This is a genomic window from Nanohaloarchaea archaeon SW_7_43_1, assembly GCA_003009795.1.
In the GTDB taxonomy this organism is placed as follows: Archaea; Nanohalarchaeota; Nanosalinia; order Nanosalinales; family Nanosalinaceae; genus SW-4-43-9.
Genome location: PXPE01000001.1, coordinates 274182 through 297837, shown reverse-complemented (window position 1 = coordinate 297837; position 23656 = coordinate 274182). Strand labels below are relative to the sequence as shown.

Sequence of the window (23656 nt, the reverse complement as noted above, 5' to 3'; positions counted from 1 at the left end):
TAATGCAACATGATACACTCAGCGACGCACTAAGCTCAATAAACAACGCAGCAAGACAGGACAGGACACACGCCAAAGTAAGTCCCACAAGCAACCTGATCAAGAACGTCCTCCTGAAACTACAGGAAGAAGAATACATCGGAGTCTTCGAACTGATCGAAGATGGAAAAGGAGGAAAATTCAAGGTAGAAGTAGAATCAGCATTAAACAAATGCGAACCGATCAAACCAAACTTCTTCGTAGGAAGTGACGAATACACAAAATGGGCTAAAAGATACCTGCCCGCTCAAGGATTCGGAAAAATCATTGTAACAACACCAGAAGGAGTACTCACCCACGATGAAGCAGTAGAAAAAAACGTGGGAGGAAAACTCTTAGGATACGTCTACTGAGTGATCGAAATGGAAGAAACAATTGAACTACCAGAGGGCTTCGAAGCAGAATACACAGATGGAGTACTTACAGTTGAAGGACACGATGAAAAAGTAGAGAAGAAAATGCAGCACGCACTGGTAGAAGTCGAAGCCAATAAAGACGAGATAGAGATCTCCACCAAAGAGACAAGAAAGGATATACAGAGTATTGTAAGCACATTCAGAAGCCACACAGAAAACATAATTGAAGGGCTCCAAAGCGAACACGTCTACAAAATGAAAGGCGTATACGCCCACTTCCCAATGACAATCAAACAGCAATCAAACAAAGTACTTATCGAAAACTTCATGGGAGAGAGAAACCCACGAGAAATCAATGTTGAAGACGGAGTAACAGTTGAAATCGACGGCGAAGACCTCACAATAAGAGGTCCAGACAAAGATGCAGTAAGCCAGACCGCCGGAAAAATCGAACAGGCATGCAAAAAAGGAAACAGAGATCCCAGAACATTCCAAGACGGGGTCTACATCACAAGCAGAGGTGAAAAGTAAATGAGTGACAAATTCAAGAGAGAAAACAGCCACAAGAAAACTCAGACACCTGAATCGTGGAGAAGACCGAAAGGAGGGCATTCCAGAATAAGACTTGAGGTAAACGGCGCACCTGCAAAACCAAAGGCAGGATACCGTACAGATACAGAAGTAAGAGGACTCCACCCATCAGGATACGAAGAAGTAATGATCCACAATACAGGCGACCTGGAAGATATAGACCCGGAGACAGAAGCAGCAAGAATCGGATCAACAGTAGGCGGAAGAAAAAGAGCAAAGATAATTGAAAAAGCTGATGAAGAAGATATCAAAGTACTGAACGGAGAAAAAGAAGGTGAGGAAGAATGACAGACCTTAAATCACAGAAAAGGATGGCAGCAGAAGTAATGGATGTAGGAAAAACCAGGGTCAGAATCGATCCTGGAGAACAAGAGAAAGTAGAGGAAGCCATCACACGACAGGACATCAGAAACCTAGTTGAGTCAGGCGTAATCGAGAAAAGAGATGTTAAAGGAACTTCCAAGGCCAGAAGCAAAGAAATCAAGAAACAGAAGAAGAAAGGAAGAAGAAAAGGTCACGGAAACAGGAAAGGAAAAAAGACAGCAAGAAAAGGATCAAAGAAAAAATGGATGGAAAGAATCAGAGCGATCAGAAAAAGACTCAAAGAGATGAAGGAAGAAGGAGAAGTTGACAACGACACATACTGGAGCCTCTATGACAGAGCGAAAGGAGGATTCTTCAGAGACACAAAACACTTGGAAAACCACGTGGAGAACAAGCTGGAGTGATCAACAATGGCAGATAACACTAACTACGAAGTACCATTTAGAAGGAGAAGAGAGCAGAAAACCGACTACAAGCAGAGAAGGACCCTGCTGAAATCAGGTAAACCAAGAGCAGTAGTAAGACTTTCAAACAACCATACTAGAGTACATATCGCCCACTACGACAGAGATGGAGACAAGAACACTGCACAGACAGTCAGCAAAGAACTGGAAGACCACGGATGGGAGTACCACACCGGAAACCTTCCAGCAACATACCTGACAGGTTATCTGGCGGGGATGAAAGCAGATGTAGATGAAGCAGTACTCGATTTAGGAATCAAAGAAACCAAAAAAGGTGGAAAAATGTTCGCAGCTCTACAAGGACTTAAAGACGCTGGAGTAGAAATCCCTGCAGGAGAAGAGGTAATACCTGAAGAATCAAGACTCAGAGGCGAACACATCAAGGAAATGACAGGCAATAACGTACCTGAAAACTTTGAAACCGTAAAGGAAAATATCGAAGGTGAACTAGAATAATGGCTGACCAAGAAATGGAGGAAGAGGAGATCTGGAAACCGAAGACAAAACTCGGGAAAAAAGTAGCAAACGGCCAAATAACAGACATAGTAGAAGCACTTGAATCAGACTACAAAATAATGGAAGGAGAGATCGCCGACCAACTCACAGACCTTGAAGAAGAAGTAATCCTGATCGGAGGAACACCTGGAAAAGGAGGCGGAAAAAGAAGAACAGTATCCAAGAGAACCGCCCGGATGCACAAATCAGGTGAAAGATACTCAACAAAAGCAATGTCAGTACTAGGAGACAAAAGAAACGTAATCGGGCTCGGAGAAGGAACAGCGAACGACACCCGGGCAGCAATCGAAGACGCAAACCGGAAAGCCAAACTCAACCTCATTCAGATAACAAGGGGATGCGGTTCCTGGGAATGCTCATGTGGAACAAAACACACAGTACCATTCGAAGTAGAAGGAAACTCAGGTTCAGTGACAGTAACAGTAAAACCAGCACCAAAAGGAATCGGGCTTGCATGCTCAGACGAACTGAAGAAAATGTTTGAACTCGCAGGATACACAGACGTATGGGTAAACGCAAGAGGAACTACAAGAACCCGGGAAAACCTGATGAAAGCAGCCTTCAAAGCCCTCAAAAAAGTAGAAGAATACAAACAGGAGTAAAAAAAGAATGATAGCGACAGTAAAAGTTAGAGGAAGTATCGACGCAAGACACAAAGCAAAGAGAACACTCAAATACCTCAACCTTGAGAAAAGAAACCAATGCGTCATATTCGAAGATAACAACTCAATAAGAGGGATGCTGGAGACCGCCAAAGACTACATAACGTACGGAGAAATCAGTGAGGAAACACTGGAAAAACTTGAAGAAAGAAAAGGCTCAGAAATCGAAAGCGGAGACACTGTAAAACTTACTCCTCCAACAGGAGGATTCAGCAACACAAAAAAACAGGTCGGACAAGGCGGAAGCCTTGGAAAAAGAGATAATCTGGATGAACTGATCCAGAAAATGGTTTGAGGAAAAAACAATGACAAAAAGAAGATCAAAGAAGAACAAATCCGGAAGCCACGGACATGGCTCAAGCAAGAAAAACCGGGGAGCAGGAAGCAGAGGTGGAAGAGGAAACGCTGGAAGAGGAAAGAAGGCGAAACACGAAAAAATGACAGAAGACGGACTCCACAAGCTTGGAGAGAAAGGAGAAGGATTCAAGGATGCCGAAGACCAGACCGGGATCAACCTCAGAGACATTGACCAGAGAATTGAAAGCTTTATTGAAGCAGGACTCGCAGAAGAGACAGACAACGGCTACGTATTTAATGCTGAAGAAGCAGGATACGAGAAGATTCTCGGATCCGGACAACTTACACAAGAAATAGAGATTCACGCAGAAAAGTTCTCCTCAACAGCTGAAAGAAAGATTGAAGAAGCAGGAGCCAAAGCAGTTAAAGTCGGAGAAGAAGAATAAACATAGTTAATAACGCTCTCGAGATAAGAATTCATCAAGGTGTCCAAAACTAGATGTCAGCACTACTTCAGGCAGCGAGCTACCTACCTAGCGTAGAGGAACCAGATAAGGAACAGACCCTGAAACAGATGCTGACATGGACAGGGATCGTACTTGTACTGTACTTCGTCCTAGGTTCTATTGATATATACGGAGCAAACTCTGCAGCAGTTGAACAGGCACTTAACAGTCTTCAGACATTCCAGACACTGCTTGGAGCACAGATCGGATCAATAATTACTCTAGGTATTGGACCTATCGTAACAGCTTCCATTGTCCTCCAGATGATGGTAGGATCTGAGCTTCTTCCATGGGATACTAACACCGATGCAGGACAGCAGAAATTCCAGGCAACACAGAAACTACTTGCCTATGTATTAACAATTGTCCAGGCATTCGGATACGTCCTATCAGGCACATTCGGCAATGTAACAGGGAGTCCGGCACTCATATTTTTGCTTGCAGGACAGATATCCCTCGGAGGATGGCTGATCATAATGATGGATGACCTAGTCCAGAAATGGGGATTCGGATCAGGAGTAGGCTTGTTCATCGCAGCCGGAGTATCAAAACAGGTGTATGTAGCTATCATATCACCTCTGACGACTTCAGGAACCCTCTACTGGATGGTGAACGGAAACCCGGTAGGAGCCATATTCCGGTTTGTAACGACACTGGAATTTACCTCCCTCTTACCCATAATCTCAACCGCGTTAGTATTTGCAGCAGTGGTATACATGCAGATAATGAAAGTAGAAATTCCTCTCACCTTCGGAAATGTCAGAGGATTCGGCCAGAAATGGCCTCTCAAGTTCCTTTACACATCGAACATGCCTGTAATTCTAATCGCAGCACTCGTCTCCAACTTCCAAATCCTGGGTACAACGTTAGCAGGAGCGGACGGATGCAGCTTACTGGGATGTGTCAACTCAAGTGGACAGGCATCCTCCGGTCTAATCGGTCTTCTAACAGCTCCCACCCAGTTTGTCACCAACCTAATTTCAGGTGGAGCCGCCAGCATAAATATACTATCCGAAGCATCAGTAGCCGGACTCAGCATCCCTGTACTAAGCACTCAGACAGGGAGTCTATTCCACGTACTGTTCTATCTATCCGTCTACACATTCGGTTCAATGCTGTTCTCTATCTTTTGGGTCAAAACATCAGGACAAGACGCAGACTCCGTCGCAGACCAGATACAACAAACCGGTATGAAAGTGCCGGGATTCAGAAAGGATAAACGAGTTATCAAAAAAGTGCTTAACCGTTACATCCCAGGACTAACAATATTATCAGGACTTGTGGTAGGTCTTCTAGCAGGGGTGGCCAATATGACACAGGCAGCCGGTGGAGGGACCGGGATCCTGCTGACAGTTATGATTCTTTATAGGCTGTACGAGCAGCTGGCGCAGAAGCACATGGAGGAACTTCATCCGGCCATGAAAGACTTTATGCAGTAACGGGATTATTTACGTTATTATTCTGATACCGGACAAAGCTTTGGTTTAAAAGGCTTCACTACCTAAGATAGTTTCACAGCATGGTATCGATACAGGGATTACTTACCGGGTTATTCGGTTTCTACAATACCGTATTCCAGCCAGTACTTTCAGTGGGGCCATATCTTGCATTAACATTTTTCTCTGTGGCGCTGGCAGGTATCTTCTCCGTAATTTACTGGTTCCTGCTTGATATTGAGAAAAACAAGAATCTGAAGGAAAAAATTAGTGACACACAGGAAAAAATGAAGGAAGCCCGGAAGAACGATGAGACCGATAAAGCATCGGATCACATGCAAAAGACCATGGAACTCAACCAGAAAATGATGATGCTTAACTTCAAACCGATGATTGCCACAATGGTATTCGTTGGACTAATCTTTCCATGGCTTGGAGCAACATTCGCACCTTCAGTAGATCTTAAACAGGTAGACAGTACAAGTTACGAAGGGAACTTTAGCTACGCTGGAGAAACCAATAAAATAACTGTGATCAACGAGACAGAACCTGTGCTTCAGGTCGATGGGGAAGAAATAAACCAGGGACAAAAGTTCAATCAACAGGGAATATCTTGGAAATTCAAGAGATTTGGAGAAGGCGGAGGAGGTTACCTAGGTCTAACAGGAAGTGACGGAATCAATGCTAAAATAAATGCAGTATTTATACCGCTTCCAGTCTCACCGCCGTTTATAGGACCGGCACTGAACTGGCTTGGATTCTATATCCTGATAGCGATGCCACTAACCTTCGTGTTCAGGAAAATGCTTGGCGTACAGTGAAAACGATTCTCGTCAATTAAAAAGACTTCAGTACATTCTCTAATACATGAAGTCAGCTAAATGGTACACAAAAGAACAAGCAGAGACCGACCCGGAGTTCGGGAGTATACCTAAGGAAGGAAGCATAGAAGAGTTAATGGAGAAAGGAATCATACTCTTGGACAAACCTTTCGGCCCACAGAGCAACCAAGTCTCTACATGGATAAAGAAAGAACTTAATGTAAAGAAAACAGGTCACTTCGGCACCCTAGATCCAAACGCCACAGGCATTCTACCGATCGGCGTAAACAAAGGAACAAGAGCCAGCAAAGCCATGAGCAAAACAGATAAGGAGTATATCTTCGAAGCTGAGCTGGGAGAAGGAAAAAATAAGGCTAAGATAAGAGAGGTGCTTAAAAGCTTCAAGGGAGTCAACAGACAGTTACCCCCTGAGAAAAGCGCAGTGAAAAGAGAGGAGAGGGAAAGAGAAGCATACGAAACTGAACTTCTGGAAGTAGAAGAAAAAAGGATTCTAGGAAGAGTTAAATGTGAATCAGGGTTCTATGTCCGGGTATTGATCAGCCAGCTAGGGGAGAAACTTGACACCGAAGCAGAAATGGAGGAACTCAGGAGAACACAGCAGGCAGATATCTCAGAAACGGAGACAAACACTTTACAGGAGATAGTCGATGCCTATCATTACTACAACGAAGGTGACGAAGAAGAACTACGTAAAGTTCTCTGCCCGATCGAAAAAGCAATCAATCACTTAAGAAAAATAGCTATCAAAGATTCCGCTGTGAACGCTGTGGCAAACGGCGCCGACCTAGGAACACAAGGAATATCTAAACTCCAGGACGGCATAAAAGAAGGTGAGAGAGTGGCAATCACCACGCTGAAAGGCGAGCTAATAGCGCTCGGAACCGCAGAGATGACATCAGAGCAGATGTTCGACAAAGACGACAAAGCGGTAACTCTAGAATCAGTACATATGAAACCGGAAACATATCCCAAAAGATGGAAACAGTAAATCATTAATCTGCCAGTTCTCATTTAAAGTTTCTACCAGCTTCTAAACCTAGGCTTATGCCGGAGTGACTGAGTGGCCTAAGGTGCCACCCTGGAATACTGCTTTCCCGAAAGAGATGGCAGTTTGAGAAAACCATCTAGGTTTTCGATTCGGTCAGGTGGTGGGCATTACCGCCCTCCTGGGTTCAAATCCCAGCTCCGGCGCACTCTCAACTTTTTGGCTTTACTGTTGCCGTAAAGCCCCCTGGTGTAGCGGTCAATCATGAGAGGCCCTGGCCCTCTCGACGCAGGTTCGAATCCTGCGGGGGCTAACCATCTTTCTTTTTAAGAATTCAACTAAATTTTATGGTATACAGATATAGCCCCCTGGTGTAGCGGTCAAACTATCTGATGTTTGACTTCGGTAGGACCATTCATATCGGCCTTTGGAACCTCAAGTCCTTAGGGACGGGGATTGAGAAGATCTCTGATCTTCGAAAAAGATAGCCGGTGACGGAGGTTCGAATCCTCTGGGGGCTAAAATCTACTTTTCTTATTATTAACTGAGAACTATAACCTATGACTGAAGTACGTGCATCCCATATTCTCGTTGACAATGAAGAACACGCAAACCAGATTAAGCTTGAGCTGGAGAGGAGCGATAAGAACTTCGCCCAGCTAGCAAAAGAGAAATCCGAAGGACCCTCCGGCGACAAAGGCGGAGACTTGGGATTCTTCAGCCGGGGAGACATGGTGAAGCCTTTCGAGAAGAAAGCATTTGAGATGGATACAGGAGAAGTCTCAGATCCTGTAAAGACAGAGTTCGGATGGCACCTAATCAAGAAAACAGATGAAAGATAACCAATAAATTCATTTGATGTAGAAAGCGCCGCCCCACATGAATTTGGTCATTTTTTAGGCCTAGAACACTCCGATACCTATGAAGCAACGATGATTCATTTACAGGGAAGGGTAACACCAGAAAAAGATCTCTTGGGGACGACAACAGTGGGATTAATGCAATTTATTAGACAAGAACTACGGCACGGTAGAAAAATCATGTTAATAGCTCTAATTGTGGCTGCATTCGGAGGCTTCGTTTTAATCCAAAATAACGGTGTAATGAAAGCAAATACTAGATCATTGTACAGCGAACAAGTTCACAATGCAACCCATCAAGCTCAAAGAGCCGATCTTATTGTGACAGGAACTGTCGAAAAAGTGAGCGACGGAAAATGGAGTACTCCAAACAACCGGAGGCCAGAAAACATTACCAATGAAAACCTCGATAATATTCATCATGATGTCAGGATCGACGTAAATGAGACGATCAAAGGTGAAGACAGGGATTGGGTCACGGTAAGAATCGACTCCGGCACTGTAGATGGGTATACCAATAACAAACCTAGCGCGGACTATGATGAAGGCGAAAAAGTTCTGGTTTTCCTCTATCGATGGGAAGGAAACTATAAGACGGTGGCAGACAACCACGGCAAATTCGATCTCAGTAAGGAGATAATCGATCGTGAGAACGCTCCAGAAAAATTCCAGCAGAGTATAAACACGAGTTCTCTGATAGAACAGCTACGGGAAACATACAATTAAAGACAGGCTCTAACACCTAGTCTACCTTTATAAAAATTAACCGAGATTTTCAGGGTATAGGTTATCATGGCCGAGACACAGCAAATTGTAAGGATTGCAAGAACAGGTGTGGGCGGAGCTAAACCGGTAAGCAAAGCGCTTACAGGGCTTAAAGGTGTAGGAGATATGTATGCAAATGCCGTTTCACAGAAACTTGATATAGACGCAGATCAGACACTTGGAGATCTTTCAGAAGACAAAATAGATGAGATCGAAGAAATAATCAAAAATCCTGACCAGATTGATCTGCCGACATGGGTAAGAAACAGGAGAAAGGAAAGAGATACTGGCGAAGATAATCATCTGATCGAATCCGATCTGGAGCTCAAAGAAGAGTTCGATATCAGAAGAATGAAAGAAATTAATTCATACAAAGGGTGGAGACATGAGATCGGCCTACCAGTGAGAGGTCAGAAGACAAAATCATCATTCAGAACAGGAAGCAAAATCGGGGTTTCCCGAGCAAGACTTCAGGAAGAAGCCGCAGAGGGAAGCAGCGAGGAAGGTGATGAATAATGGTTAAAAAATTAAAGAAACAGTACGAGACACCAAACGAAGGCTGGAGCGAAGAAAGAATCCAAAAAGAAGACCAGCTAGTTGAGGAGTACGGCCTTAAGAACAAGAAAGAAGTATACAAAGCAGAAAGCATGCTCAGAGACCTGAGAAGAGAAGCAAGAAAGCTTGTTGCAGAGGAGGATGAGGAACAGAACAGGAACCTGATCAACAAGGCGCAGTCACTCGGACTTGTGAAGAGTGATGCACAACTTGAAAATATTCTAACACTGAATACTACAGACATCCTAGACCGAAGGCTGCAGACAGCAGTCAATAGAAAAGGATACTCCGATACCGTCAAAGAGGCAAGACAACTGGTAACACATGGACATACAGAGATCGACGGAAAACGAGTAAACATTCCAGGATACCTGCTCACAAAGGATGAAGAGAAAAATCTGGAAGTCGAACTTCCAGAACAAGAAGAGAACAAAGAAACAGAGGAGACTGAGGAACAGGAGGAAACAGTAGATGAATCAGATGAGACAGATGAAGCTGAAGAAAACGAATCTGAAGAAGAAACCACAGAAAACGAGGATAACGAAGAAGGTGAAGAATAATATGAAAGTCAGGGATTTTCAACTTAACAAAGCAGAGGTGCTCAGATAATGACCAAGAAAGGGATAGTTAACATTTACTCGAGTTTCAACAACACAATACTACACATTACAGATGCAACCGGGGCGGAGACAATCTCAAGAATCTCAGCCGGAATGGTAACAGACAAAGGAAGACTACAGGGAAGCCCTTTCCCCGCCATGAAAGCAGCTAAACAAGCAGTAGATGAGGCTATGGAGAAAGGCATTGAGAAAGTCGACATACAGGTAAGAGCACCTGGCGGACAGAAACAGAAGATGCCAGGTAAGGGAGCACAGCCAGCTATTAGAGCGATTTCCCGATCCGACCTAGAGGTCGGAAACATTGAAGATGTCACACCTGTACCGCACGATGGATGTAGAGCAAAAGGCGGTAAAAGAGGACGCAGAGTATAAACAGAGGTTTTTCAAAAAATGGAAGTTGAAACAGTAGAAGAAACGGAAGACGTTCTAAAGGTAGAAATCTCAGATATAAACGAAGTGATAGCCAATTCGCTCAGAAGATCAATGATGATCAAAGTCCCAACACTTTCAGTCGAGGAACTAGAAATTAGAAAAAACGGTTCCGCACTTATAGACGAAATCCTAGCAAACAGAATCGGACAAGTACCTTTAACAATACCTCAGAACGTCGACGAGGATGATACGGTTCACATCGCTCTAAAGCAGGAAGGACCTGGAACAGTTCTCGCAGAAGACCTTCAGGCAGATAATGATGAAGCAGAACCTGTCAATCCAGAAGCTGTGATTGTCGACCTGAATGAAGGTCAGGCAGTTGACCTAGAAGCAGAGGCAGAACTCAAGAAAGGAGAGGAACATGCCAAACATCAGGGAGGGACAATCGGTTACGAAAAGAAAAGTGAGGACACATACGAGTTCAGGATCGAATCAACGTCCGGATACAGCAACGAAGAACTACTACAGAAAGGAGTCGAAGAGATCAAAAACCGGCTCAATGAGTTCGAAGAAGCCGTAGCCGAAATTTAGGACACACCCGTTTTCATTATAACTTTTAGTTTATAAGTAATTTATCATGGAGGAGGACTTTTCTGACAACCCTGTTATTGAAGCAGGTAAAAAATATAACAAACTCTACAACCAAACACAAAAACTTGCCGAAGCAGCCCATCAACACCCTGGAATAGCATATGAACTTGGATCAACACCACATATAGGATCAGAATTACATCCAAGTATTGAAGTCAGTGAGAATGGAGCTTTAGCCGATATGAAAGTCTTTTCTTACTTCGTTTCCAGAGCTTGGGAAGAAGCACAGGAATACTTCTTATTTGATCTTGAGGAAGAATATCAGGAGTATCTTGATAACGAGATAGAAGATACAGATATACAGGAAGAAGTTTTCAAAGACCTGACAACGAACTATGATAAACTGGAGAAAGATTTAGCGAAATTGAATCGTGCCCTAGGTCATCTACTGGATCAGACACCTGGCAAGGAAGTTGATGGAAGCTACATACTTGAACCGAAACAGAAACTTCTACAGGCTGCGGATTAAGATCTCTTCTTTTAACTCTAATTTCATGAATAAGAAACATGCCGGGGTAGCCAAGTGGCCAAAGGCGCAGGACTTAAGACCCTCAAGTTCTCTTCAGGGAACGAGGACATAGAAAACTAAAGGGTTTTCACTTAAGTTATCCTGTCCCGTAGGGGTTCATGAGTTCAAATCTCATCCCCGGCAAATAGTTCAATTTCTGGATAGAACAAATCCCTAAATCACAAGTTCAAACGATATAATCTGAAGGTTAATCACTTAGTTTTTCCAGTTCTTTACTTCTTGTATCAAATCTCCTCTCAAAATAATACATGATAAGAGATCGGATATCAAACAGCTCTCTAACATCCTTCAACCATTTCTTATCCGAAAGGAAAAGCATCCTATGTATTCGTGCTGACCTTTCCGGTATGGATTCCTTCTCACCAACAAAGTACTTAATTCCGTCCATCACGACCTTATCAGGATTTTCTAAACCGTTTTCTATATCTATTTGATCACATACATAGAGACACCACTCTAACTGAGTTACTGAAGCAATTAAATCAACTCTTTGACGTAAACCTGAGGCATAGAAAGTAGGAGGCTTCCCATTTATATCAAAGCCTTCAGGTTCAGAGAAACTGGGCAAGCTGACCTTTGAAACATCTCCATATTCTTCAGCTATTCCATACCATTGGTGATGGGCAAATCCATCTGCTAGCTGTATAACGTGTCTTAAAGACCTGTTGTACCATTCAGAATTAGGTCCCAGCCATTCAGCGTCGCCTATAAAGATGGCTGTCAGAAACAATTCCTCTTTCCCGGAGAGTTCCTCCGAACGGTCTAGCTTTCCAACAATAGATAGTTTCAGACGTTTTATTTCCTCAAAGTCACCTCCTGTAGCTTCTAGAAAGTTTTCTAAATAATCGGCATCGATTTCAAAATAATTTGAAACCATTTGAGGGTTACCTAAGTTCCCCGAACGGAAAAGTTTCAGTACTGTCATTATTCGCCAAGATCACTTAATTCATTCTGAAGGTTCTCCAGTTCTGAGTGAAGCTCGTTAACCGAGTCATCTATATGATCAACCTGCTGGTGCTGTTCTACCTCTACAGAAGTTTGTTCCCCGGGCTCAACCTCTGGCATTTCCACCTCAACATCCTCTAACTTATCGTTCAACCTGTCAACATTCTCATAAATTGTATCAATTGATTTCTCCTTCACTATTCTTACCTGTTCCAGAACCTCTTCAGCCTCCTTTATATTATCAATTATCTGTCTTATAGCCTCTAGATCCTGTAGAAGTACTTTGTAGCCGTCTACTCTCACATATAGCTGGTCATCTTCTGGTGGCATTGCCTTATTATAAGCTATCCTTCGGCGCTTATTAAAAATATACCTCAAAGAAGTCAGATTTGAGGGAAAAATAGCTCTCAGAGGTGTTCATGTTGTCATCATAACCCTTTTGGGTCAGGGCTCAGACGATGTCAATCCTCATCATCGAAAAACTGCTGTACTAAATTGAAATTGGTTACAAAAGCTTCTAAACCTCGCCCTCATGATACCTTCCGGAGTAGCCCTCTTCTGTCTTATCTATCATATGGAAAACCAGTTGATTTACACGGGCGTTTTCCTTTATCTTGACACCGTCCTCGTTTTCTACTACTAGCATGAAGCTGCCTGTACCAGTATAACCCGCATCCCAAACCGCATTTTCGATACTGCAGCCCATCCGAAGCAGCGAGGACCGTGGATAGGCAAAAGCAGTCAGATTCTCTGGAATGTCTACCCTCTCATTCATAACAACCTTGTAAGCACCAGGTTCCAATCTCCACCATCCATACTCGTCATCTTCGTTTCTTTTAACCGGTTCAACCTTCTCAGTATCAGGTATTTCCCTTTCCGAATTAGAGAAATCAAGACTCCCTGAGCTCCTGTATCTGTGGATCTCTCCAGCAGTCAGATCAAAACCCTGGGGGGTTAATTGTGTTTCCAGATCAATGTAATCCTGTACAAGACCCTTCTTTATTTCGTTTTCTAGCTGCTGTCTATTCAGTATCATGTCAATGTTTTCGGCTTTTAATCTCAAATATGTTTTCGAACTCAAAGGCAATAAAAAACTGTAGACGGAACAGGTATTGTGGACAATCAATGCTAGAGAGAAAATATACACATAATATTACAACTGAGGATGGCGGAGAAAAGGTCTCAGTCGCCGGCTGGGCACATGAAATCAGAGATCTTGGAGGAATAACATTTGTCGTTCTCAGAGACCGTGAAGGACAGATTCAGGTAATATTCAAGGAGGATGAAGACGAGGAACTATTCGAGAAAGCACAGGAAATCGGTAAAGAAGATATAGTACATGTAACAGGGACCGTAGAGGAAAACGATCAGGCACCCGGAGATAGGGAAATTCATCCTGAAACATTAAAGGTAATCGGAGAAGCCGAATCACCTCTTCCGATGGATGTTTCGAAGAATATTGACTCCGATCTCTCCACAAGATTGGATGCTCGATTTATGGATCTAAGAAAACCAGAGGTCCATGCCGTATTCTCACTTAGATCTCATCTCATAGAAAACATGGAGGAATGGTTTGATGAGAACGAGTATATCAACATTCAGACTCCTACAATCGCCAAGATGGGTGCGGAAGGAGGAGCAGAGCTGTTCCCTGTAATCTACTATGATGAAGAGGCTTTCCTGTCACAGAGTCCACAGCTCTACAAACAGATGCTGATGGCAGCAGGATTCGATAAAGTATACAAAACCGGGACCGCATTCAGAGCAGAAGAATTCGCGACATCCCGGCATGTATCTGAAATCTCGATGTTCGATGTGGAGCTCGCATTCATTGAGGATCAACATGATGTAATGAACGTTTTGGAGGAATCACTGAGATACACTCTGGAAGAAACTAAAAAAGAGGCAGCAGACGATCTTGACATGCTTGGAATAGATCTTGAAGTTCCTGAAGAAGATTTCCCGAGAATCAAGTTTGAGCAAGCCCGGAGAATCCTCAGAGAGGAATACGATCACGAGCCGGATGATCCCGAAGATCTTGACACGAAAGGGGAGAAACTGCTTGGCGAACACTTCATGGAGAAAGGTCATCCAGCAGTTTTCGTTGTGGGATATCCTGGAGAAAAGTTCTATTACATGGAGGCCCGTGAAGGAGACGAATACCAGTCCAGAAGATTTGACTTCATCTATAGAGGGCTGGAGCTTGCATCCGGCGGACAGAGAGAACACGATATGGATAGGCTGATGAACGCTGTGGAGGACGAAGGAATCGATCCAGAAGACATCTCATTCTATCTAGAATCCTTCAAGTACGGAATGCCTCCACACGGCGGATACGGCCTAGGTATAGACCGACTGGTTAAACAGGTAGCCGAACTCGAAAACGTCAAGGAAGGAATCCTGTTCCCAAGAACACCGGACAGGCTCACGCCATAATGTAATACATTTCAGCATTTTATTCCTTTCATTTGTAGTTTTGTATTACAAACTGTTTGTGATGTAATACGGAATGTCACTTTCTATCTAATTAAACGCATAATGTAATACAATAACTGCATTTAACAGGCGCAGTCTTTTTATTCCTACCAGACGAAATTTTAATCCAGATGCCAGAAGCCTTACAGGAACATGAAGCAGAAGAAACAGAGACCGACACTGAAAAGAAAGATTATGAACCCGGAGATGTACAGATAAACAAGGTAACATTCAAAGGCTTCAAATCTTTCCAACAGAAGACCGCTATACCTCTATTCGAGGGTTTAACGGCTATTGTAGGTCAGAACGGTCACGGTAAGTCAAATTTGCTAGACGGCATCAGCTTCGTATTCGGACGGAGAAGCTCCAATCTTCGAGCCGAAAAAATGACCCAACTTATCTTCAACGGCGGGGAGTCTCGGAAAGCCGCAGATTATGCCAAAGTCACAGTCTACCTAGACAATTCATCCGGTATATTCGACGAGTTTCTTGTAGAGGACGAGGAAACCGATGAGGTAAATATAGCGAGAAAAATCACACAGGCCGGAAGCTCCATGTACAAGTTCCAGGGTACAAACTGCAAGAAAAGCAAGATAGATGATATTGCGGACAAAGCCGGTATCGATCCGGAAGGATATCATTTCGTGAGACAGGGCAAGGTTACGGAAATCGTTGAGCAAAGTGATACTGAAAGAAGAAAAGTTATCGATGAATTATCAGGAGTTGCAAAGTTCGATGAGAGAAAAGAAGAGGCGGAAGAAGAACTGGAAAAAGTCGGGGACAAACTTCAGGAGCAAGAGATCAAGCTGAATGAGAAGAGAGAACATCTTAAAAAACTGAAAGAGGAGAAGGAGCTGGCAAAACAGTACAGAGGACTCGAACAGAGAAAGGAAAAACTGGAGGCCTCGAAACTCGAGGTTAGAAAGAGAGCACTCTCGAACCAACTTGCCAACATCAATACCGATACATCCGAGAAAAAGGAAAGACTGGAAGAAGTCGACAAGGAGCTGGAAGAACTTGATCAGGAAATAGATGATAAACAGGACCGTATCAAGGAGATCGAGGAGCAGATGGGAGGAAACAATGATATCCAGCACCTCGAAAACCGGGTTGAGAAGAAGAAAGGAAAGATTGAGAACAAAAGAGATAAAGTAGAGGATCTTGAGGAGACAGTAAATGAACTCCAACAGATGCAGAGCAGGAAAAATACGGGATCAAGGGCGGTCGACTCGGTTCTATCTCTAAACAAGGACGGGGTCTACGGTGCGTTCCAAGATCTGATCTCAGCCGAGGACCGGTTTGGGATAGCTATGGAGACAGCTGCGGGAGGTCACATGAACGACCTAGTTGTCAAGGACAAGGACGTGGCAATGGAATGCATCAACTACCTGAAAAGAGAGAATATCGGAAGGGCCAGAACACTGCCGATGGATAAGATTAAAGATCGGTCGAAGAGCGCCAAATCGCAGATGGCGAAAAAAAAGAAAGGTGTAATCGGATACGCCACAGAACTAGTAAACTATGATAACAAATACGAGAAAGCAATCAACCATGTTTTCTCAGATACTTTAATTGCCGAGGATCTTGACTCTGTCAAAAATATTGACGGGGTAAGGGTCGTCACACTTGACGGCGACGTGATGTCGCGGGGAGGATCAATGACCGGTGGTAAGAAGAAATCAGGAAAAAAGAAAAGTAAAAAACTGTCACAGAACCTGGATCCGGAGAAAAAGAAGGAGAAAAAGAAGGAAGTAGAGAAAGAAATTGAATCCCTACAAAAAGATATAGCCGAGCTCAAACAGATGAAGGAGAGAAAAAAGGAGAATCAAGGGTCGGACGAGGAGCTGAGAAAGGAGAAAAACGAGATTCGGGACAAACTTGAAGACGAGCGAGAGAAAAGGCAGGAACTGTACTCTGAGCAGCAGAAACTGAAGACCAAAATTGACGATGTAGGATCGAAGAAAGCCAATTTGAAAGCAGAGCTTGAAAATGTGAAAGATGATCTTGAGGAACATGATTATGATGAGGACGAACTGAAGCTGGAGGCATCGCCCGAAGATCTGAAAAAGAAAAAGAAAAAGATACTGAGAAAGCAGAACTCGATGGGACCTGTCAACATGAGAGCGATTCAGGAATACAAGGAGAAAAAAGAAGAGTTAGATGAGTTCCAAGAACAGGTCTCGGAGATCAGGCAGGAGAAACTGGAAATCGAAGACATGATAGACGAGATCGACCAGAAAAAGAGAAGTTGCTTCATGGAGACCCTGGAGCAGATACAGGAGAGCTTTGGAAGAATATTCACAGAGCTGTTCGATGGTGGGGAAGCAAAGCTTGTACTTGAAGACGATGATATTGAGAAAGGACTGAAGATAAGAGCGAAACCTCCCGGCAACGATCCGCATATAATTCAGGCATTATCCGGTGGAGAGAAGACCATGACCGCTATCGCATTCATATTTGCGATACTTGAATACGAGGAATCGCCTTTCTACATCATGGATGAAATTGATGCCGCACTGGATAAGAGTAACTCGAAGAAACTTTCAGAACTACTGAAAGATTATGCCGATGAGAACCAGTTCATTGTCATAAGCCACAACGAGATAACCGTCAGACACGCAGAGAGAGCCTATGGAGTCACAATGCAGGACGGCGTCACAAAGATGAGGAGCGTGGAGCTTGAGGCCTAAGTTGCTGACACCTCACATCCCTATCCAGTGTTTCTGTGGAATGTCTTATCTCTGCGGCTACAAATTTTAATTTAACAATAAAATCTTACTGCATCTATAACCGAACGAGTTAAAAACTGTGAAAGAAAATTTTTCCGTGGGGAGAGGGATTCAAAAATGAAAGACCGAAAATGGATGACTACGAAATTAACGAGCTAGCAGAACAGCCGTGGGAGGAAACTCTAGAAATTCTCACCGCAGACATGGATCCCTCAAATATAGATATCAAAGTTCTCGCAGATAGGTACAGAGGTTACATACAGGAACTAGAAGAGTTTGATCTTGAGGTTCCTGCCAGAGCTATCAGGTTATGCGCTGCACTCCTGAGAATGAAAACACTAGCAATGACCGGAGAACAGATAGAAGAGGCGCCTGAAGAAAATCCGATGGCGTTTGACGACGACGAACTTCTCGAAGAAGATATGATGGAGAATGACAAACTGGATCTAACACCAGGACCAGAACTGGAGATGCCGGTCAAACCTAAACCGAAAAGACGGATGAGCCTAAATGAGTTGAAAGATGCTCTTGACGATGCGATGGAGGTAAAAGAAAGACGGGAGGATCGACAGGAAATGAGGGAAGAGATAGACCACGAGTTGGAAGTTGATGAAAAATCCCTGGATGAGAAGATCAACTCGCTTTTCTCCCGGTTAACGAATCTTATAGGCTCCAGCTCCGACAAGGTGAAGTTCAATCAGCTGGTTAAAAATGACCAGAGCGAAGAGCAGCTGGAGAAGTTTCTGCATGTCCTCCATCTTGAAGACGACCAGAAAGTTAGATGTATACAGGATAACTTTCTCGATGATTTACATGTTAAACCGGCAGAACAGAAAGAGGAAATCGCAAACTAATTAAAGTGATATAAAGTGGATAAAAAGAAATCAAGGCTTGAAGCTGCACTTTTCCTATCCGAAGAACCGGTCGACAGAGAAGAAATAGCAGACATACTCGATCTTGGAAGCATGGGGTATGTGGAAACGCTTATAGAAGAATATAGGGGAGAGCTGGAAGAAGACCACAGAGGTCTAGAGCTGGTAGAAACACCGAAAGGCTATGAACTGAAAGTGAAAAAGGATCATCTGGATCATGTGGCCCATTTAGCTCCTCACCAAGATCTTAATGAAGGACAGTTGAGAACTCTCAGCCTCATCGCATATAATGCTCCTCTTGAACAGGCAGATCTGGTTGAAACAAGAGGGAACAGAGCCTATCAGCACGTGAAGGAGATGGTGAACAGAGGTTTTATCTCGAAAGAGAAAGATGGTAGAACAGCGATACTCAATGTAACAGATCACTTCCTCGAATACTTCGATATAGAATCCGTCGATGAGTTCAAGAGACAGTTCGAGAACGAACAAGCCGGGAGAGAGGGAGAACAGCAGGGCGTCGATATGTTCGAATAATGGTTTTTTGTAACTCACCGTTCAATTAATCTCCATGGAGCTAACCAGTCTTGATCTTTCAATACTGATGGATGATCTGAAGAAGCTGGAGAACGGTCACGTCCAGAAAGTCTACCAGAGGGATAACGAACTTACGCTTGAGGTTTACATTCCGGGTGACGGGAAAGAGAGGCTGATAATCGGAATAGACCATACTTTTCTATCCAAATACAAAAGAGAGAACCCGACACGGCCCCCAGGCTTTGCAATGGAGCTGAGAAAGCACTTGGGGAAAGTTGAGTCAGTTAAACAGAGAGGGTTCGACCGTATACTTGAGATCAAGAGCGGAGATACCCGGCTTATATGTGAGATATTCGGGAAAGGTAACTTTATCCTGGTCAAAGACGGGAAGATAATCGGAGCTCTTAGACAGGAGGAATGGGCTGACAGAGATATACTTGTCGGAGAGAAATACGAGTTTCCGGAACCAGCACCAGATCCAGAAGGGATGGAAGACTACATTGAGAACCTTAGTGATGGCGAGATAGTTAGAAGAATCGCCTCAGATCTGAGTCTGGGAGGAACCTATGCCGAAGAAATCTGTTCCAGAACCAACGTCGAGAAGACAACACAGGTTGAAGAACTTGAGGAAGATGAGAAAGAGAGGATCAACTCCGAGATCGAGAATCTCATCAAAGATGAGAGGTATCCTGTACTCTACTATGACGAAGACGGTTTCCCTTCGAGAGCCGCACCGTTCCGATTAGAAACCTATTCCGGTGAGGAAGAACAGTTTGATAGTTTCTCAGAGGCACTGGACGAATACTATTATACACGGGAAAAGAAGGCAGAGGAGAAGAAAAAACTGGACGCTTACAGAGAGAAAATGGAGGGTCTCGAAGCCCAGAAAGAACAACAGGAGAGAAAAATTGAAGGTTTGAGAAAATCAGCCGAACAGAAGAGAGAAGACGCCGAAGCCATATACGAAAACCACAATCTTCTCCACAAAGTAAAGACCAAGATAGAAAACGCTATCAAGGAACATGGCTGGGATGAAACCAGAGAAACTCTGAAAGAAACTGAAAACGAACTTTCCAAGAGAATAAACTCGATTAACGAGCAAGAGAACTTTATCTCAGTGGATGTAGGCGAGAAAAACCTGAAGATATATCTAGATCAAGATTTAGAAGCAACTGCTTCAGGATTCTACGATAAGGCCAAAGAATCGGAGTCAAAGATTGAGAGTGCGGAAAAGGCGCTGGAGAAGACAGAGGAACAGATCGCTGAACTTGAGAAGGAAGACATCAAACTTGAGGAAGTTATGGAGGATAAATCCGAGAAAAGGGAGAAAAAATGGTACGAGAAGTACCGCTGGTTCTACTCCTCTGAGGGATTCTTAGTGCTTGCGGGTAGGGACTCTCAGACCAATGACATGCTTGTCAAAAAACATATGGAAAACAATGATCTGTACTTCCACGCTGACTTTGACGGCGCACCCAGTGTCATTGTGAAGAAAGGCCAAGAAGGAGGAGAGGAAACCCTGAGACAGGCCGCACAAGCTGCTGTCACATTTTCAAAGACATGGAAAGCCGGTATAGGCGCGGATGATGTATACTACGTCAATCCTGAACAGGTAACAGAAAACCCTGAATCAGGAGAGTACCTGGCAAAAGGCGCATTCGTAATACGGGGTGAGCGAGAATACATGAGAAATATCGAGGTAGATGCTTCAATAGGTGTATACGAGATAGAAGATCATGAAGTACCTATATGCGGTCCAAGGAAGGCAGTTGAAGAGAACTCTGAAACCTGCATCAAACTGAGACCTGGACATACAAAGAAATCGGATATAGCCAAGGAAATCAACCAGCGCTTCGCCGAAGAAGGTCATGATTTGGATCTCGACTATATAATTAGAGTTATGCCTCCAGGCGGATCAGAGATGGATGAATAAACAGATGGGAGGGACAAGATTTGAACTCTGTTCTCGACTCAGATAATAATTCCTGTTTGAACTAAGAGATATAGTAGTCTTTTCTTATAGCAGCTCAGAGAAAAAAGAGTTAGGCCTGTAATCATTAAATATAGCTATATAGGGACAAACATTTGGAGAGCTCCGGAAACAAAGATACTGAGTATTCCCCCTAATATTAGGGCTATTCCCAGTCTGGTGGCTTTTCTATAGTATCCATTTAAATTCTTAATCTGAGAAATATATCCTGTTATATAGTAAATCAATCCTCCAATAACGAGAAATGTAACTAAATAGGGCAGAAGGACCGATACAAAACTCTGCAACCTCAAGGAGGAGATAATAGAATCAAAAGGCGCCATAACAGCATAATTCCAAACTTGATTTAAAATAATTTATGAGTTCTTTAATAGGAAGTATAGTATCGGCATTCAGGGAGAAATATTTGTCGCAGGTCTAATAATTCTCGTTTCAAGAGTTCCTGTCGATAACTCAGATTTGGTACAAAGCTGTGAGCGAAGGTTTATATTTAAGCCTGTCTACAATCTAGAACTTATTATGGATAAAGATGCGGAGGAAACAAACTCCGGTATGAAGAAGAAAGGGACTTGGAAAGAAGTAGTAAGGTTTGGAGAGAAAGTCGAAGAAATTATAAAGAACGTGGTCAACGAAAAATCCGCAGAGGATTTCAAAGAATGGCGACCAAAGAAAGAAGAAGCAGAAAACGATATGAAGCGGAAAACAGTCGATAAAGCTGTAATAAGCAAGAACAAACTTGAGGAGGAAAGCGAAGGCGTCAAGGAAGATCTTAAAGACGCCTCTGAAAAAGTTGCAAAAGCAGGTAAAAAAGCCACGGAAAAGAAGAAGCCTCCAGCAAAAGAAATATCCGAAGCATCCGAAAATATCGCAAAGCCTTTCTACACAAGGTTCGCACAGTTTTTCAGGAAATTTGAAGCCATGATATACTCAAAGATTTCATTGAGAAGCACATACTACTTGGATACAGATGATATCTCAGTTGATATGAAGTCTAAAGACAAAGAATATGAACTGGATGTCAATGTTCCTATTGAGGACAAGCGAGAAAAGCTGAAAGAGGAATTCAAAGAAGATGAGTGAAGTAGTAACAGTTCTTGCGCTTTTATCATCAGTTTTTATGGGAATTTCTATTGGTGCATCAACCGTTGCCTCCGCTTTCGGCCCGGTTAACAATGCCAGGTCCACCAATGTCCTTCGCTCCGCTCTTTTAGCAGGAATATTCGCTTTGTTCGGAGCTGTATTTCAAGGAGCAAATACTACGAAGACTGTGGGTGCTGGACTGATTGGAGGTGAAGTATTGCAAATTCAGGCTGCTTCAGTACTTCTTATAGCCGCCTTGCTTGTGATAATCAGTGTTATAGGAGATTACCCTATGCCTACGACTTTCACCGTTATTGGAGGTGTTGTAGGAAGTGCACTTGGCTTCGGGAACGCTGTTAACTGGAGTGTTCTCAGCGGCATACTGTTTTACTGGCTTATAATACCGCCTCTAGCCATCGTAATTAGCTATGTTTTGTCGAAGGCTGTCAGAAAATATGTATCACTAGAAAGATCCGAGAAACAGATAAAATATGCTTTACTTGGGGCTGGCTGCTACGTATCTTACTCTGCAGGTGCCTCGGCGGTTGGACTGGCGGTAGGGCCTCTTACAGGAGTTTTCACATCGCTGAATGCTTTGCTCTTGATGGGAGGCTTATCTATAATGATCGGTGCTTGGGTCTACTCACCACGTATAATCCGTGTGATATCGTTCGACTATTCAAGTATAGGACCGAGACGTTCATTCGCTGCACTCACAACCGCAGCAATACTTGCCCAGATAGGAATATTCTACGGAATCCCGATGTCATTTAACGAAGCTATAATTGCAGCAGTCGTTGGCTCAGGCCTCGTAGAAGGAAGATCCAGCAGCGACAACACAAAGATCGCAGCTACAGCTGCCGCATGGATTGGAGCATTCCTGCTCTCCGCGGCTCTGACTTTCGTGGTTGGCTACATTGTAACCAACTTCACACCCCTTTCGTAGAAAAAAATTAGTTTGTTTGATGAAGCCAAATTTGGTTTTCAGCGACATTGAAAAACCGCACAATTAAAGGTGTTACTCACTAGTAATTAATTATAGGTGATTCTTAGATGACTAATAACCAAAGACAATTTGTTGAATACGCAGTAAAAACTTCGATGCCGGGACCCTCCAACACTGAAAGCGGGGAACCAACTTATGACTCATATCAAGCCAGCAGAGGTTCAGTGATTACACTTCACGACAACCCATGGGAGGATGAGGTAACAGTATATCTGGGCAACGGCAAAGAGATAGGAAAATATGAATTGGAATCCGAAGAAGGTCCAAAAACTCTTGACAGAATAATTAACGGGAGTCTGGCAGAAAGCGGGAATGAAGATATGCGGACTGCATTCGTCGATGGTGAGGAAGATGCTGAAGATTACACTATAGAAGACGTCTTGGAACCTACAATTGGTGCAGAAGCAACAGAAGAAGTCCTATCAAAAGTAGGGATAGAGCAAGCACCTCAGCTGAACGGAGTCTATAGAGGTAACGTAACCGAGGGAGAAGAACCGGACAGAACACCGATATTTTGAGCAAAATAGTAGCCGGTGGCAAAGACCCTTAAATTGAAGACTACAGAGTTTACATTCTAATTTGGCAGGGCCGAGATTTGAACTCGGGTCCGTACAGCCCCACTGTACGATTATAGTCCGCTAAACCACCCCGCCAA

At 43.5% G+C, this 23656-nt stretch carries 30 protein-coding genes and 4 tRNA genes; 29 read left to right on the top strand and 5 right to left on the bottom strand.

Going from position 1 to position 23656, the window contains the following annotated elements:
* The first annotated feature begins 2 nt into the window (after positions 1-2).
* The 21 genes from BRC29_01695 to BRC29_01595 all read left to right on the top strand — a co-directional run bounded on the left by BRC29_01695 (position 3) and on the right by BRC29_01595 (position 11493).
* Positions 3-392 carry a 30S ribosomal protein S8 gene (locus tag BRC29_01695; protein PSG98820.1) on the top strand — a complete coding sequence of 130 codons (390 nt, stop codon included), beginning with the start codon at positions 3-5 and terminating at the stop codon, positions 390-392.
* Positions 393-926 carry a 50S ribosomal protein L6 gene (locus BRC29_01690; protein PSG98819.1) on the top strand — a complete coding sequence of 178 codons (534 nt, stop codon included), beginning with the start codon at positions 393-395 and terminating at the stop codon, positions 924-926.
* Positions 927-1274 (top strand): 50S ribosomal protein L32e, encoded by a 348-nt coding sequence (locus tag BRC29_01685; GenBank protein ID PSG98818.1) that lies wholly within the window; start codon positions 927-929, stop codon positions 1272-1274.
* Positions 1271-1714 (top strand): 50S ribosomal protein L19e, encoded by a 444-nt coding sequence (locus BRC29_01680; protein PSG98817.1) that lies wholly within the window; start codon positions 1271-1273, stop codon positions 1712-1714. The genes BRC29_01685 and BRC29_01680 overlap by 4 nt, the downstream gene beginning before the upstream one ends.
* Positions 1715-1720: 6 nt before the next feature.
* Positions 1721-2230, top strand: a complete 510-nt coding sequence (locus tag BRC29_01675) for a 50S ribosomal protein L18 (GenBank protein PSG98816.1) — start codon at positions 1721-1723, stop codon at positions 2228-2230.
* Positions 2230-2892, top strand: a complete 663-nt coding sequence (rpsE, locus tag BRC29_01670) for a 30S ribosomal protein S5 (protein PSG98815.1) — start codon at positions 2230-2232, stop codon at positions 2890-2892. Before BRC29_01675 ends, rpsE begins: the two co-directional genes overlap by 1 nt.
* Positions 2893-2899: 7 nt before the next feature.
* Complete coding sequence (locus BRC29_01665) at positions 2900-3247, top strand: hypothetical protein (protein PSG98814.1); 348 nt, start codon at positions 2900-2902, stop codon at positions 3245-3247.
* A 10-nt stretch (positions 3248-3257) separates the two neighbouring features.
* A complete protein-coding gene (locus tag BRC29_01660) occupies positions 3258-3695 on the top strand; it encodes a 50S ribosomal protein L15 (GenBank protein PSG98813.1) in 438 nt (145 codons plus the stop codon).
* 53 nt (positions 3696-3748) lie between these two features.
* Entirely contained in the window at positions 3749-5194 is a 1446-nt protein-coding gene (secY, locus tag BRC29_01655; protein ID PSG98812.1) for a preprotein translocase subunit SecY, read from the top strand.
* 80 nt (positions 5195-5274) lie between these two features.
* Positions 5275-6012: a hypothetical protein gene (locus BRC29_01650; GenBank protein ID PSG98811.1), complete on the top strand. Its 738-nt coding sequence runs from the start codon at positions 5275-5277 to the stop codon at positions 6010-6012.
* A 46-nt stretch (positions 6013-6058) separates the two neighbouring features.
* Complete coding sequence (locus BRC29_01645; protein PSG98810.1) at positions 6059-7021, top strand: RNA-guided pseudouridylation complex pseudouridine synthase subunit Cbf5; 963 nt, start codon at positions 6059-6061, stop codon at positions 7019-7021.
* A 58-nt stretch (positions 7022-7079) separates the two neighbouring features.
* A tRNA-Ser gene (locus BRC29_01640) sits at positions 7080-7224 on the top strand.
* Between the two features lie 34 nt (positions 7225-7258).
* Positions 7259-7331, top strand: a tRNA-Gln gene (locus tag BRC29_01635).
* A gap of 247 nt (positions 7332-7578) precedes the next feature.
* Positions 7579-7860 carry a peptidylprolyl isomerase gene (locus BRC29_01630; protein PSG98809.1) on the top strand — a complete coding sequence of 94 codons (282 nt, stop codon included), beginning with the start codon at positions 7579-7581 and terminating at the stop codon, positions 7858-7860.
* Between the two features lie 156 nt (positions 7861-8016).
* Positions 8017-8604: a hypothetical protein gene (locus BRC29_01625; GenBank protein PSG98808.1), complete on the top strand. Its 588-nt coding sequence runs from the start codon at positions 8017-8019 to the stop codon at positions 8602-8604.
* A gap of 66 nt (positions 8605-8670) precedes the next feature.
* A complete protein-coding gene (locus BRC29_01620) occupies positions 8671-9159 on the top strand; it encodes a 30S ribosomal protein S13 (GenBank protein PSG98807.1) in 489 nt (162 codons plus the stop codon).
* The gene (locus tag BRC29_01615; protein PSG98806.1) at positions 9159-9758 is read left to right on the top strand and encodes a 30S ribosomal protein S4; all 600 of its coding nucleotides are present in this window, start codon (positions 9159-9161) and stop codon (positions 9756-9758) included. The genes BRC29_01620 and BRC29_01615 overlap by 1 nt, the downstream gene beginning before the upstream one ends.
* Positions 9759-9806: 48 nt before the next feature.
* Entirely contained in the window at positions 9807-10190 is a 384-nt protein-coding gene (locus BRC29_01610; protein ID PSG98805.1) for a 30S ribosomal protein S11, read from the top strand.
* 18 nt (positions 10191-10208) lie between these two features.
* Positions 10209-10781: a hypothetical protein gene (locus BRC29_01605; protein ID PSG98804.1), complete on the top strand. Its 573-nt coding sequence runs from the start codon at positions 10209-10211 to the stop codon at positions 10779-10781.
* 46 nt (positions 10782-10827) lie between these two features.
* Positions 10828-11310 carry a hypothetical protein gene (locus BRC29_01600; protein ID PSG98803.1) on the top strand — a complete coding sequence of 161 codons (483 nt, stop codon included), beginning with the start codon at positions 10828-10830 and terminating at the stop codon, positions 11308-11310.
* Between the two features lie 40 nt (positions 11311-11350).
* Positions 11351-11493: transfer RNA gene (locus BRC29_01595), tRNA-Leu, on the top strand.
* 64 nt (positions 11494-11557) lie between these two features.
* Here BRC29_01595 and BRC29_01590 read toward each other — a convergent pair.
* The 3 genes from BRC29_01590 to BRC29_01580 all read right to left on the bottom strand — a co-directional run bounded on the left by BRC29_01590 (position 11558) and on the right by BRC29_01580 (position 13351).
* Positions 11558-12295, bottom strand: a complete 738-nt coding sequence (locus tag BRC29_01590; GenBank protein PSG98802.1) for a hypothetical protein — start codon at positions 12293-12295, stop codon at positions 11558-11560.
* A complete protein-coding gene (locus tag BRC29_01585; GenBank protein ID PSG98801.1) occupies positions 12295-12645 on the bottom strand; it encodes a hypothetical protein in 351 nt (116 codons plus the stop codon). Before BRC29_01585 ends, BRC29_01590 begins: the two co-directional genes overlap by 1 nt.
* Before the next feature lie 187 nt (positions 12646-12832).
* On the bottom strand, positions 12833-13351 hold the full coding sequence (locus BRC29_01580) for a deoxyuridine 5'-triphosphate nucleotidohydrolase (GenBank protein ID PSG98800.1): 519 nt from the start codon (positions 13349-13351) through the stop codon (positions 12833-12835).
* 89 nt (positions 13352-13440) lie between these two features.
* Between BRC29_01580 and BRC29_01575 the strand changes: the two genes are divergently transcribed.
* The 5 genes from BRC29_01575 to BRC29_01555 all read left to right on the top strand — a co-directional run bounded on the left by BRC29_01575 (position 13441) and on the right by BRC29_01555 (position 20858).
* Complete coding sequence (locus BRC29_01575) at positions 13441-14751, top strand: aspartate--tRNA(Asn) ligase (GenBank protein ID PSG98799.1); 1311 nt, start codon at positions 13441-13443, stop codon at positions 14749-14751.
* A gap of 170 nt (positions 14752-14921) precedes the next feature.
* Positions 14922-17480 carry a hypothetical protein gene (locus tag BRC29_01570; GenBank protein PSG98798.1) on the top strand — a complete coding sequence of 853 codons (2559 nt, stop codon included), beginning with the start codon at positions 14922-14924 and terminating at the stop codon, positions 17478-17480.
* A 170-nt stretch (positions 17481-17650) separates the two neighbouring features.
* Positions 17651-18373 (top strand): hypothetical protein, encoded by a 723-nt coding sequence (locus BRC29_01565; GenBank protein PSG98797.1) that lies wholly within the window; start codon positions 17651-17653, stop codon positions 18371-18373.
* A 15-nt stretch (positions 18374-18388) separates the two neighbouring features.
* Positions 18389-18925 (top strand): SMC-Scp complex subunit ScpB, encoded by a 537-nt coding sequence (gene scpB / locus BRC29_01560; protein PSG98796.1) that lies wholly within the window; start codon positions 18389-18391, stop codon positions 18923-18925.
* A 34-nt stretch (positions 18926-18959) separates the two neighbouring features.
* Positions 18960-20858, top strand: a complete 1899-nt coding sequence (locus BRC29_01555) for a hypothetical protein (GenBank protein PSG98795.1) — start codon at positions 18960-18962, stop codon at positions 20856-20858.
* Between the two features lie 134 nt (positions 20859-20992).
* On the opposite strand, the gene BRC29_01550 is transcribed toward BRC29_01555, so the two are convergent.
* Entirely contained in the window at positions 20993-21238 is a 246-nt protein-coding gene (locus BRC29_01550) for a hypothetical protein (GenBank protein ID PSG98794.1), read from the bottom strand.
* A gap of 196 nt (positions 21239-21434) precedes the next feature.
* Between BRC29_01550 and BRC29_01545 the strand changes: the two genes are divergently transcribed.
* The 3 genes from BRC29_01545 (at position 21435) to BRC29_01535 (ending at position 23519) form a co-directional block, all read left to right on the top strand.
* Positions 21435-21995, top strand: coding sequence for a hypothetical protein (locus tag BRC29_01545; GenBank protein PSG98793.1), 561 nt, complete (start codon positions 21435-21437; stop codon positions 21993-21995).
* A complete protein-coding gene (locus BRC29_01540; protein PSG98792.1) occupies positions 21988-22941 on the top strand; it encodes a hypothetical protein in 954 nt (317 codons plus the stop codon). The genes BRC29_01545 and BRC29_01540 overlap by 8 nt, the downstream gene beginning before the upstream one ends.
* Before the next feature lie 107 nt (positions 22942-23048).
* Complete coding sequence (locus BRC29_01535) at positions 23049-23519, top strand: hypothetical protein (protein ID PSG98791.1); 471 nt, start codon at positions 23049-23051, stop codon at positions 23517-23519.
* Between the two features lie 62 nt (positions 23520-23581).
* Here BRC29_01535 and BRC29_01530 read toward each other — a convergent pair.
* Positions 23582-23654: transfer RNA gene (locus BRC29_01530), tRNA-Pro, on the bottom strand.
* Between the last annotated feature and the right edge of the window lie 2 nt (positions 23655-23656).

Excerpts from the sequence above, each read along its gene's own strand:
- BRC29_01570 (PSG98798.1), top strand. The coding sequence starts at position 14,922 with ATGCCAGAAGCCTTACAGGAACATGAAGCAGAAGAAACAGAGACCGAC.
- BRC29_01610 (PSG98805.1), top strand. The coding sequence starts at position 9,807 with ATGACCAAGAAAGGGATAGTTAACATTTACTCGAGTTTCAACAACACA.
- BRC29_01695 (PSG98820.1), top strand. The coding sequence starts at position 3 with ATGCAACATGATACACTCAGCGACGCACTAAGCTCAATAAACAACGCA.
- BRC29_01580 (PSG98800.1), bottom strand. The coding sequence starts at position 13,351 with ATGATACTGAATAGACAGCAGCTAGAAAACGAAATAAAGAAGGGTCTT.
- BRC29_01665 (PSG98814.1), top strand. The coding sequence starts at position 2,900 with ATGATAGCGACAGTAAAAGTTAGAGGAAGTATCGACGCAAGACACAAA.
- BRC29_01555 (PSG98795.1), top strand. The coding sequence starts at position 18,960 with ATGGAGCTAACCAGTCTTGATCTTTCAATACTGATGGATGATCTGAAG.
- rpsE (PSG98815.1), top strand. The coding sequence starts at position 2,230 with ATGGCTGACCAAGAAATGGAGGAAGAGGAGATCTGGAAACCGAAGACA.
- BRC29_01585 (PSG98801.1), bottom strand. The coding sequence starts at position 12,645 with ATGCCACCAGAAGATGACCAGCTATATGTGAGAGTAGACGGCTACAAA.
- BRC29_01590 (PSG98802.1), bottom strand. The coding sequence starts at position 12,295 with ATGACAGTACTGAAACTTTTCCGTTCGGGGAACTTAGGTAACCCTCAA.
- BRC29_01660 (PSG98813.1), top strand. The coding sequence starts at position 3,258 with ATGACAAAAAGAAGATCAAAGAAGAACAAATCCGGAAGCCACGGACAT.
- BRC29_01680 (PSG98817.1), top strand. The coding sequence starts at position 1,271 with ATGACAGACCTTAAATCACAGAAAAGGATGGCAGCAGAAGTAATGGAT.
- BRC29_01605 (PSG98804.1), top strand. The coding sequence starts at position 10,209 with ATGGAAGTTGAAACAGTAGAAGAAACGGAAGACGTTCTAAAGGTAGAA.
- BRC29_01650 (PSG98811.1), top strand. The coding sequence starts at position 5,275 with ATGGTATCGATACAGGGATTACTTACCGGGTTATTCGGTTTCTACAAT.
- BRC29_01535 (PSG98791.1), top strand. The coding sequence starts at position 23,049 with ATGACTAATAACCAAAGACAATTTGTTGAATACGCAGTAAAAACTTCG.
- BRC29_01600 (PSG98803.1), top strand. The coding sequence starts at position 10,828 with ATGGAGGAGGACTTTTCTGACAACCCTGTTATTGAAGCAGGTAAAAAA.
- BRC29_01575 (PSG98799.1), top strand. The coding sequence starts at position 13,441 with ATGCTAGAGAGAAAATATACACATAATATTACAACTGAGGATGGCGGA.
- BRC29_01645 (PSG98810.1), top strand. The coding sequence starts at position 6,059 with ATGAAGTCAGCTAAATGGTACACAAAAGAACAAGCAGAGACCGACCCG.
- BRC29_01685 (PSG98818.1), top strand. The coding sequence starts at position 927 with ATGAGTGACAAATTCAAGAGAGAAAACAGCCACAAGAAAACTCAGACA.
- BRC29_01615 (PSG98806.1), top strand. The coding sequence starts at position 9,159 with ATGGTTAAAAAATTAAAGAAACAGTACGAGACACCAAACGAAGGCTGG.
- BRC29_01550 (PSG98794.1), bottom strand. The coding sequence starts at position 21,238 with ATGGCGCCTTTTGATTCTATTATCTCCTCCTTGAGGTTGCAGAGTTTT.
- BRC29_01630 (PSG98809.1), top strand. The coding sequence starts at position 7,579 with ATGACTGAAGTACGTGCATCCCATATTCTCGTTGACAATGAAGAACAC.
- BRC29_01620 (PSG98807.1), top strand. The coding sequence starts at position 8,671 with ATGGCCGAGACACAGCAAATTGTAAGGATTGCAAGAACAGGTGTGGGC.
- BRC29_01675 (PSG98816.1), top strand. The coding sequence starts at position 1,721 with ATGGCAGATAACACTAACTACGAAGTACCATTTAGAAGGAGAAGAGAG.
- BRC29_01565 (PSG98797.1), top strand. The coding sequence starts at position 17,651 with ATGGATGACTACGAAATTAACGAGCTAGCAGAACAGCCGTGGGAGGAA.
- BRC29_01540 (PSG98792.1), top strand. The coding sequence starts at position 21,988 with ATGAGTGAAGTAGTAACAGTTCTTGCGCTTTTATCATCAGTTTTTATG.
- BRC29_01545 (PSG98793.1), top strand. The coding sequence starts at position 21,435 with ATGGATAAAGATGCGGAGGAAACAAACTCCGGTATGAAGAAGAAAGGG.
- secY (PSG98812.1), top strand. The coding sequence starts at position 3,749 with ATGTCAGCACTACTTCAGGCAGCGAGCTACCTACCTAGCGTAGAGGAA.
- BRC29_01625 (PSG98808.1), top strand. The coding sequence starts at position 8,017 with ATGCAATTTATTAGACAAGAACTACGGCACGGTAGAAAAATCATGTTA.